Below are 3,740 nucleotides of genomic sequence, written 5' to 3' on the forward strand. Positions count from 1 at the left end.
CGCCAATAAACGGGTGTATTACGCGCTTAAAACTTGGGTTTTGGTTAAGAATAGAGTGCATTGCAGAGAGATTTTCGCATTCATCATTTGCGTCATCAAAGATGAAGCCTTCTCCGTAGTTGTAGAAGCCCATAAAGGCTTTGCTTGAATTGCTTGCCAGCCTGTGGGGGTCAGAGCTAAACGTCCCTTTAAGCAAGTAAGCGCTGATTGCTGCACAAGAGGCTCCATCCAGTTTTTTTATGAGCCTCGACTTTCCCTTGCTGATGCAAACTATGCTCGTTGTAACGGCAGCTATTCCACGCCAGGGCAGTCTCCGAATTGCGAAATAAATCTCTCCGTCTTCGGAGGCTGTTATGTGAGAAAGGCCTATCCTGCGGGTATCTCCCTGGCTGATGGTGTTTGTCGCAAGCAGGGATATAGTTCCACTTTTCCGGGTCAAGGCAAATGTTAACCTGAAAAATAAAGCGCAAATATCTCCCTGGCCCGTCTTTGCCGCAAACAGTGTTTGAAGCCATTCAACATAGCGGTCTGAGAAGTTGCCGGACAAGTCCTTTCCGGCCACAAATGGCGGGTTCCCGATAAACACATCGAACCCAGGCCGCTCCCTTCCGAACACATCAGGGAATGCCATCTTCCAGTGCAGCGGCTGGATCCCCTTCTCGCCCCCACGCAGTCGCTCCAGAGGTTCGGCTAAATATATTTCTAGCTCCGCCGCTGAGCTGTGCTGGAGCGTGGCCGCCAGATACAGCTGCTTCAGCTCCTCGCGATCCTTCGGCTTCTTGCCGTTGAAGAACGCTGCCACTAGCAGATCCCCCACCGTGCGCAGGTAGGCGGTGCTGGCGTTCAGCTCATCTAGGGCTTGGCGCTTCTGGGCGTCGTCGGCATCACTGCGGCTGTCGGCATGGAACAGCGCAAAGCTCTTGGCCTCCTGTTGCCGCACCTGATCCAGGTATTCGATCTGAAGTTCGCGCTGCAGGCTGGCGCCCTTCAACGCTCCTTCGATGTCGCTGCGCTCCATGCCCACCAGCGAATCGCCGCACTTCAGGGCGTGATCCACAAACGTGAACGGCGCGCCCTTGCTGAGGCTCACCAGCCAGAGGCTGAGGCGGGCCAGGTTCACCGCGAAGGGGTTTTTGTCCACCCCATAGAGGCAGCTCTGGGCAATCAGTCGGCGGGCGTAGATCAAGGGTTCTTCGCCATGGGCGTGGCCGCCAGGCTTCAAGGCCTCCGGCAGACCCTCGCGGGACCAGGCCTGCTCCAGCAATTCGGCCAGGAAGCGGCAGCTCTCCACCAGGAAAGCGCCAGAGCCCATGGCCGGATCGCAGATCTTCAGATCGAGTATCTGGGCCGCCGTGGGGCGGTGGTGGCAGCGCTCCAGCCAGGGGCGCAGCGCCTCCTCCACGATCGGCCTTGTGAGTGATCGGGGCGTGTAGTGGCTACCGCTGCGGCGCCGTTCCTCGGTGGGTTGGAACACCAGGCCGCCGGCCGCCTGGGGGCCATCGAACAGATCGCGGTTGATGCGCGGAACGAGGGCTTCCAGTAGCTCGGCTTCGCTGCTGGCGTCCTTCAATGCCGTTGCAGATTTAGGCGGCAGAGTTGTGCCGGCCTCCTCTTCAAGCCAGGCCTTGCGTTTGCCGCCGGGCATAGCCAGCAGGGCATCTAGATCCACCGCTGTGGTGAGCTGCTTCTTCGCCCCCTGGGGCTTGCTCTTCAGGCCGATGCAGCGGCCAGGGATGCGGCGCACTGCGTAGCCCATGATCCCTTCGTACACCGAGCCGATCTGCTCCACATCGAGGGCGCGGTAGCTGATGCGCGCGCCATTCACGATCAGCAGGTTGCGCAGCACCGCCAGCACCACGCCGTCGCTGATCCAGGGGCTCTCCAGCCAGGGGTACACAGCCGGATCAAACAGCTGGCCGTGGCGTGCCGGCAGGTAGTCGGCCGTGGGGCCGCCGCCGTCGAACACCAGCCGGCACAGGCTCATCAGCCCGGCCCAGGCGCCGTAGCGCTGCTCCATGGTGTCGGGGTATTCGCTCTCGTCCTGCTGCAACTGCTCGTAGATGCCGCTGAGCTTGTAGTTCTGCTCGTACACCGCATCGCTGGGCATCAGCGCTTCGTCTTCGGCGTAGAGCAGGAACACCAGCCGCATCAGCATGGTGATCAAGCCGCCATAGAGCTGCTGGGCATCCCGCTCGGGCAAATCGCCCAGCAGTTCAATGTCTTGCCGCTGGCTCAGCTCATCGGCCTGCTGGAAGCCCCGCAGCAGATCCCACAGCGCCGCCAGCACCTGATCGGCCAGGGCATTGCTCACCACCGCCTGGAAGCTGCGGCTTTTTTTGAGCACATCAATCAATCGGTAGCCATCGGGATCGAGGAACACATGGCTCTGCCCCAGCAGTAGATCCAGCCCCGAGAACATCAGCCGGCCGCTCACCTCCGCCAGATCCGCCAGCGGGAAGGTGAGATAGCCGGAGCTTTCCCCCTTGGGTGCCACCACCAGCCGCAGCTGGGCACCGTTAAACAGCAGGCCCGCTTCCACCCCCGTTTCGCGCAGCAGCCGCTCAAAGCGTTCCTGCGGTGAAGCCCTCCAGAGGTGCTCACCAGCGGTGAGCTTTTGATCTAGGGGCGTGAGCAGTGGCAATTCCTGTACCAGCAGCTGCGCGCCTTCGCCGCTGGCGACTGGAACCACTGCCGTCGGTTGCAGCGTCTCCCCCAGTTCAGGCAGCTCTCTGGTGTAGCCCTCAATCAGCTTCTGGTCGCTCTGCACCTGATCGGTGCCCCAGCCCAATTGCTCCACCAGCAAGGTCTTGATGCCGGTAAAACCCAGTTCTCGCTCATCCGCATCGTCGTCGTCTCCGCCCAGGGGTTCGAGGCCATCTCGGTAGCGCTGCTGCCGCTCGATCAGTTCACTGCCACTGCGGGCCACCACCCAACCGGCGTCCTGCATTGCTGCAGGAGCCACCACCAAGCCCACGGGCTGCAGATAGCCCAGCCACTGCTGGTGGGCCAGGAGTTCGGGGTCAGTGGTGGAGGGGCGGCGGGGCATGGAGGCAAGAAATGGGTGCTAACGCTGAATGGCGAGTTGGCTTATTTACTAGCCCTAAGGCTTGCCTGGACTGGGAAGTGTCGCCAGCAGGGGTGATGGATAAGCAGATTCACCTGGCTTATTCCTTCTGCTCGAATTGGCCTATTACCCACGCCCACCGCGGGTTCTGCAGCTGCCAGCTGCGGATCCGCTGACCGGACTGGGCTGGCTCCAGAAGGCCCTGCTCCCGCCACTCGTGCAGCCAGGCCTGGGCCGTTGTGGGCGGAGATGGCGATGACCACCTCCAAGCTCGTCTGATGCCACGCTGGCGCCCATTCGCCAAAACAACTCCAATCCGAACTGTTCAAGCACCCAGCCCCTTTGCGATATCGCAGCCTTATCACGATTAGACTGCAAGACTTGGATTGGATTAGCTGATTAACGTAAGCCCGAAACTCAGGGTTAGATCTAGAGGGGCTGCATAGCATGGTTATTCTCCCAGGCCCAGCTCAGCCAAAATATATTCAAACTCCTCGTCCGTAGGCGTAAAACCGACAATATTAAGCTGCTCTCTTAATTCGGATGTGTCAACAAGTTCACGGAAGGGGACCCTGAGGAAGTCTGCCTGAGCCTTGAGGTCGCTGTAATGATCCTGGAGATCGTCGGCGAATCGATCGATCGCAGCGCTTCGTTCTCTCTTCTCAATCTCTCGGTC

General features: G+C 60.1%; 2 protein-coding genes. Both read right to left on the reverse strand.

The window, feature by feature from the left end; translation table 11 throughout:
* A partial coding sequence (locus AC01FP_RS16400; protein ID WP_474481737.1) for an Eco57I restriction-modification methylase domain-containing protein occupies nt 1–3,046 on the reverse strand: 3,046 nt, incomplete at its 3' end.
* Between the two features lie 469 nt (nt 3,047–3,515).
* The coding region (locus tag AC01FP_RS16405; RefSeq protein ID WP_474481738.1) for a hypothetical protein at nt 3,516–3,740 on the reverse strand (225 nt) is incomplete at its 5' end.

Source organism: Cyanobium sp. NIVA-CYA 375 (assembly GCF_056108345.1).